Raw genomic sequence first — 5931 nt, forward strand, 5'->3', positions numbered from 1 at the left:
GTTTTCGATCAGGCATTCTGATCAATTTCAGTCATGAGCCCCTCCTTGTTGAGGGGCTCATGCATATTTAGCAACCAAAATTGATGTCAGGAAATTATTAAGCTCGCTTGTCACAATGTCCCCTGCAGGGGACATTCCCTTTTTCCGTCTTGAAGACCTGTACGCTCCGAACTTACATGGGAATCATTGGCATTCTTGATGGAAGGATATGCGCAATGGCACATGCAGACGGAAGCAATCACCCACAGCTGGCTGTGGCCACACAGGGGTTGGTCAAGGCCTATGGCGGATTCAAAGCCGTGGATGGACTGAATCTTCGGGTGCCGGCAGGCGGGGTCTACGGACTGCTGGGACCAAACGGAGCCGGAAAATCGACCACCATGAAGCTCCTCCTGGGATTGACGAAACCGACTGCTGGAAGCATGTGGCTGCTGGGACAACAGGTCGGAAAGAAGCGCACGATCCAGCCGGGTCGTGTGGGCTCCATGATTGAAGGACCCAGCTTCTATCCAGGCCTGTCGGGACTGGATAACTGCCGCATGGTAGCCGATTATCTGGGTCTGCCAGTTTCAGCTGCCTCAGATGTGCTAACCAAGGTTGGATTGCGGGGATACGAGAAGAGGAAGGCGGGCGCCTACTCCCTGGGGATGAAGCAGCGGCTGAGCATCGCCATGGCGCTGATCTCGCAGCCGGAGCTCCTGCTCCTGGATGAGCCCACCAATGGCTTGGATGCAGAGGCTGTGGTCGAGGTGCGACAGATGATCATGAACTTGGCTACGTCCGAGGGAGTCACGGTCATCATCAGCAGCCATATCCTGTCCGAAATCGAAAAGATGGCTCCGGTGGTTGGCATCATTGCCGATGGTCATTTGCTCTACCAGGGAACTTTGAAAAACCTGCGGGAAGAGGGTCATATCGATCTGCGGGTGTCCGATCCTGGGCTCGCGTCAGAGATACTTGAAACTCAAGGCATTCACCACGAATATATCCGGAAGAGCACAACCCTGCGTATTCCCGAGATACCCGATCCGCAAATCGGAGCGCTGGTGGCTCGGCTGGTATCGCATGGTCTGCAGGTATACCGTGTCGCTTCCAAACGTAAGAGCTTGGAAGAGGCCTTCCTCGAACTCGTGGAAAACCCGCAGAGTCATGCAGCGCAGTGCCCTATGCAGCCGTCCGGTCATAAACAGAGGAGCACACGATGAGCTCTGTCGAATCAATCTCCATGCGGTCCGAAGAATTTCGATTAGGGAAACCGCCACGCTCATCCCATCCAGGAGGGCTGCTTGTTCTGCTTTCGATGGAGCTTCGCAAGTTGAAAGGCTCCTCATTTTGGTGGATGGCCTTGGGCATGATTGCCCTGGTTTCAGCATGGTCGGGCTTGGCCTTCATGAAACGAGCCGAGTCTGCGAACCCCGCCACTCGTACCGTAGCCCTTGCCCAAGGTGAGATATTCCAAACTGTCGGTCTGCTGGCACCCATCCTTGCAGCGCTGCTGACCAGCCGGCTTGCCGTCATGGAGAGCAGCGAGCGCATGGATCTCAAATGGCGATCCCTAGGCCAGAGTGCGATTGGGAGGTTCCTTGCCAAGCTCGTAGTTGCGGGGTGTGTGATTTCGCTATGCTTCGTGATTCCTCTGGCGTGGGTACCGCTGACAGCTTCAGCACAAGGATTCCATCTCGAGGGCAGTCTGGCCGAATACATACTCGTTCCGGCACTGATTGCCTGCTTCTCAACCATGGCGGTCACAGCTATACAACTCGCCCTCTCGCTGACGATAGATAAACAAGCCATAGGACTGGGTCTGGGTGTGATAGCCGGTCTGATCGGGACTGGACTGGGCCCGATGAATATGCCGGCTCTGGGCTGGATCTTCCCAGCCGGGATCAGTTCCGCGGCCAGCCCGTTCCTGTTTTCAGCCAGCTCTGATGGTTTTGCCAGAATGACCTTAGTTGCCAATCCCTGGCCAAAAGTCCTGACCAGCCTTCTGGCATACATTATCTGGTCGGGAATATCAGCACTCATCGTCAAGGTCAAGGAGTTATGCCGATGACAAGTCCGTACCCAGCAAACGCTATGACTATCACCCCGATGCATCGCCACAGGTTATCAATTGTCACCGCCTGCAAATGGGAGATCCGCAAAGCCGGCAATCTCTGGTACTGGCTGGCCACCATGCTCTTCGACGCCGTAGGAATCTTCAACGGTTGGGACCAGTATCAGAGCTACAGACCGGACTTCCAGGCTCAAGGAGTGACCTGGGCTGCGGTCTGGGGGCAGGCGATCCTTCTGCCAAGCATGGTCTTCATGCCAGTCCTGGTCGCGGCCTTTGCTGCCCAAATTGAAGCCAACGAGCACAAGGGCCGCAACTGGCAGCGTCTTAATGCCTCCGGCATGGTTGGGACTGCCATAGCCGGGAAGATGATGCATGGACTGCTGGCATCCCTCCTTACCGTCGCTATCTTCGAATCTGAATTCATACTCGTGGGTGTTCTGGTAGGAGGCTTCGACCCAGCGGAACTCGGTCCCTATCTCTTGCGTGGCGTACCAATGACGTTGGCAGTGTGGGCGATTATGGCTCTGACCCAGGCTATAGCTGCCAGAGCCGAATCCTTTGCCTCAACCATGAGCATCATGTTTCTGCTCACCCTTGCAGGCTGTGTGCTGTCGGTTGCCACACCGGCCTTGGCGCTGCCGTATCCGCTGGCCTTGATCACCACTGCATCCGCAGCACGTGACATGGGCAATATTACGTCTACGGCCTCTATGGTGGCTTCGTCTATGGCAGCAATCCTCTGGGTGTTGATCAGCCTCCTTATATTTCGGCACCAGGCTCGCAGAGCCATTTAGTCTCAAGTACAACATCAATTAAGTGAGGATGCAGCACTTGCCAGGTCGCACATCACAGTGTCTGAGAGCATAATGGAATACCGGCAGTTATCAGGAAGAGGCTCACCGATGGGAGCAGGCAAGAAGACTCAAAGCTGGATTCAGTTGTGGAATCGGCCATATATGACCTTCGTGGCAGTCTTTTTCTGCGCCCTCTACGAGACAGGGATGCTGACCAGGCTGATCCTTGCCCCAAACAGCGCCAACCAGACCCTCTACCAGGTCATGAAGTCTGCCAGCTGGGGCTTGCCCATGTTTACGGTCATTATTTTTCTCGCACTTGTCACCCTATGCCTGCGCCGTCTATATCCTATGGCGACCCTGCTGGTGGTCAGTGGCCTGCTTGCCCTGACTGCCGCAATCTATGGCTCGGGATGCACCTACCTGGTCATTCCTTGGATTGTCAGCATCTACGCCTGCGCGGTAGAAGCCAAGAGCATGGCATCATTGACAGCTGGGCTGGGCAGTTCCGCCATTCTGGGCCTGCTCAGCATCGTACTCTCTGCCAATTGGCATCATGATGTCCACTTCACTGACCTTCTGTATCCGACTGGATTGACTTTCGCCCTCTGCCTGACAGTCGCCTTCCTCTCACGCTCTGCAAGGCAGTCACGCATGTCAGAGCAGGCATTGGAGGAGGAGCGCTCGCATGCTCTAACTCTGGCCCATGAGCGGGACCAGGCCATGCATCAGTCCAGGGTTGCCGCCCAACTGCATGACAGCGTGGGTCACGACTTGACCGCCATCATCGCCTTATCCGAGGGACTGGATCATGCCAGCGGAAAACCGGAAATCGATGAGGCTATCTCGATGATTAACGACCTGGCACGGCAGGGATTGGACGACACTCGAACTGCTGTCAAAGCCCTGCAATCAGAGACAGATCCGAAAAACGACCCACAGCCGGCCACAGGGGAGAGGCATGGCTGGGACGACATCAAACCTATCCTCGACCACGTCCGTCAAGCCGGCATCAGCACTGCCCTGACAGAAACGGGTCGTCGGCCACAGGATTCTGAACAGGCCGACCTTGCTTTCACCATCACCAGGGAGGCGATTACCAACGCCCTCCGCCACGGACAGGAGGTCAACCGTATTGTGGTCTCCTGGGATCACAATAGCCGGGGCGGCATAGATATCACCGTTCGTGATGATGGACGAATCTTGAATAACGAGGCCGACAATATCAGTAGCAATGGTACAGGTCTTGCCAGGTTAAGAGCCGAGGTGCAAGCTCATGGTGGCAGCTTCCATTCGGGTCCTGGTTCTGATGGTTGGACCTTGCAGGCCCACATATCCTCGCTTGCCGCAATGGCAGCTAACAATATAGGCATGAAGGAGAACGCATGATCCGCGTCATGATCGTCGACGACCAGCGCCCGACCCGCATGGGACTGGCACTCATGGTCGCTAAGGATCCAACCTTGCATGTCGTTACGCAGGCAGCCAACGGCCAAGAGGCTCTGGATAAACTGGCCACATCCGCCGAAAATCAACAGCCTCTGCCCGATGTGATTCTGATGGATGTGCGCATGTCTGTCATGGACGGGCTGGATGCCACCAGCCGTATCAAAAAGCTCCATCCTGAAATAAGCATTCTCATTCTGACCACCTACGACGAGGACGACTATGCCTTCACAGCTCTAGGGGCGGGCGCCTCCGGGTTCCTGCTCAAGGATGTCAAGACAGCCGATCTGAACAAAGCCATCCATGCGGTACATGCAGGCGATGCCATTCTCACGCCGCGCATCACGGCCGAAGTGATCAGGAGAGGAGTCCCAAAGACAAGAACCAGTGATGAGTCTAAGGCTCGTGAAAAATTCGCCCAGCTGGGTAAGCGCGAAATTGAGGTCGCTTCGCTGGTTAGCCAAGGCCTGACGAATGCGGAGATTGCTGAGCATCTCCAGCTGCAGCCTGATTCGGTCAAAAAGACCGTCAGCCGCATACTGGCAAAACTCAAGGTCAGGGACCGAATCAACATCGCCGTCCTTTGGTATCAGGCCAACATGACAAATTACTGAATAGCACCGAATACAAATGGGCTCATCTGTAGATGGAAAAGAACTTTATCAGGCTGTATTTTTTGCGTCTTAACTCTTATATTGACGATAAAAATCCGCCATTTGGTTCATCAAGGACACATCCAGCTCAAAGCCCTTCGACTTCTCGAAGTGTTTGGCCGAATACGCGTTATAGCTTTCGTTGGACGGCTTTTGACCCAGTCGTCTCATGTGTTCCTTGTATTCCTGGTCGAATTGCTTGCGGTATCGCACTGAGTCCTGTGAATAGTAGACATAGGCGTGCCCGCGATCCTGGTATTCACGGAACCGGAATCGTGGGTTGGACTGAAATTCCTCATGGAAGAGGTCATGACTATATCTGACTGGTACCACCTGATCGTCCCGGCTCTGAGTGATGAAAATTCCTGCCTTGGATTTCTTCAAGCCATCCGAAGCGGTATAGTCCGCAAACTTCCCGAACTTTACATGCTCATAGAAGCTCACGCAGGGCAGGATGAGCGAGACTGCAGGGCCAGCGATTTTTCTGCCGGGCTGACGCATCATATCGATAGAACGATTGAATCCATAAACCATAACTGCAGCCTTGACCTCTCGGTGAAGGTTGAGAACAGCGCCGACGGCATAGCCTCCCCAGCTTTGTCCGAACAGGAAAACGGGAAGATCTTTATATGATGCTCACCCTCGACGAAACGAAGAGCTTGGTCCAAATCCTCGACCACTTGAGGAAGGCCCCTGACGGACTTACCAGCGCTTTCATCGTTACCGGCGGCATCATAGGCGAAGACCAGGAAGCCTTGGGATGTGAAATCACGAAGACTGCACAGCTCGTCCTCATATGACAATCTTCGTATTTGGACTGTTCATAATAAATGGATTCTGAATCAGCGAGACCTTTCAAAATTGTGTTGCTTCTAGCGTATAATCTGAGATAGGCGGCAACCGCTTATTGCTCGACAATAACAGCCATCCACGGTAGATTTAAACAAGTATCACCAGAATAAGGGGAACGCACTGATGCCAA

The 5931-nt window shown here is 54.3% G+C and carries 7 protein-coding genes; 6 read left to right on the top strand and 1 reads right to left on the bottom strand.

The genetic code is table 11. The features are described from left to right. Positions 1 to 215 precede the first annotated feature (215 nt). The 5 genes from CI603_RS08350 to CI603_RS08370 all read left to right on the top strand — a co-directional run bounded on the left by CI603_RS08350 (position 216) and on the right by CI603_RS08370 (position 4910). Positions 216 to 1205: an ABC transporter ATP-binding protein gene (locus CI603_RS08350; protein ID WP_121913768.1), complete on the top strand. Its 990-nt coding sequence runs from the start codon at positions 216 to 218 to the stop codon at positions 1203 to 1205. Next, on the top strand, positions 1202 to 2053 hold the full coding sequence (locus CI603_RS08355; protein WP_121913769.1) for an ABC transporter permease: 852 nt from the start codon (positions 1202 to 1204) through the stop codon (positions 2051 to 2053). The genes CI603_RS08350 and CI603_RS08355 overlap by 4 nt, the downstream gene beginning before the upstream one ends. Positions 2054 to 2076: 23 nt before the next feature. Then, positions 2077 to 2850, top strand: coding sequence for an ABC transporter permease (locus tag CI603_RS08360; protein ID WP_259465526.1), 774 nt, complete (start codon positions 2077 to 2079; stop codon positions 2848 to 2850). 162 nt (positions 2851 to 3012) lie between these two features. Then, the gene (locus CI603_RS08365) at positions 3013 to 4239 is read left to right on the top strand and encodes a sensor histidine kinase (protein ID WP_183122298.1); all 1227 of its coding nucleotides are present in this window, start codon (positions 3013 to 3015) and stop codon (positions 4237 to 4239) included. Then, the gene (locus CI603_RS08370) at positions 4236 to 4910 is read left to right on the top strand and encodes a response regulator transcription factor (protein ID WP_121913772.1); all 675 of its coding nucleotides are present in this window, start codon (positions 4236 to 4238) and stop codon (positions 4908 to 4910) included. Before CI603_RS08365 ends, CI603_RS08370 begins: the two co-directional genes overlap by 4 nt. 69 nt (positions 4911 to 4979) lie before the next feature. Here the strand turns inward: CI603_RS08370 and CI603_RS09310 are convergent, their stop codons facing one another. Further along, on the bottom strand, positions 4980 to 5558 hold the full coding sequence (locus CI603_RS09310; protein WP_395947984.1) for an alpha/beta hydrolase family protein: 579 nt from the start codon (positions 5556 to 5558) through the stop codon (positions 4980 to 4982). A gap of 20 nt (positions 5559 to 5578) precedes the next feature. Between CI603_RS09310 and CI603_RS09045 the strand changes: the two genes are divergently transcribed. Then, complete coding sequence (locus CI603_RS09045; RefSeq protein ID WP_183122299.1) at positions 5579 to 5749, top strand: hypothetical protein; 171 nt, start codon at positions 5579 to 5581, stop codon at positions 5747 to 5749. Positions 5750 to 5931: the final 182 nt, after the last annotated feature.

Source organism: Bifidobacterium sp. wkB338 (assembly GCF_003688325.1).
Taxonomy (GTDB): domain Bacteria; phylum Actinomycetota; class Actinomycetes; order Actinomycetales; family Bifidobacteriaceae; genus Bombiscardovia; species Bombiscardovia polysaccharolytica.

Excerpts from the sequence above, each read along its gene's own strand:
- CI603_RS08350 (WP_121913768.1), top strand. The coding sequence starts at position 216 with ATGGCACATGCAGACGGAAGCAATCACCCACAGCTGGCTGTGGCCACA.
- CI603_RS08355 (WP_121913769.1), top strand. The coding sequence starts at position 1,202 with ATGAGCTCTGTCGAATCAATCTCCATGCGGTCCGAAGAATTTCGATTA.
- CI603_RS08360 (WP_259465526.1), top strand. The coding sequence starts at position 2,077 with ATGACTATCACCCCGATGCATCGCCACAGGTTATCAATTGTCACCGCC.
- CI603_RS08365 (WP_183122298.1), top strand. The coding sequence starts at position 3,013 with ATGACCTTCGTGGCAGTCTTTTTCTGCGCCCTCTACGAGACAGGGATG.
- CI603_RS08370 (WP_121913772.1), top strand. The coding sequence starts at position 4,236 with ATGATCCGCGTCATGATCGTCGACGACCAGCGCCCGACCCGCATGGGA.
- CI603_RS09045 (WP_183122299.1), top strand. The coding sequence starts at position 5,579 with ATGATGCTCACCCTCGACGAAACGAAGAGCTTGGTCCAAATCCTCGAC.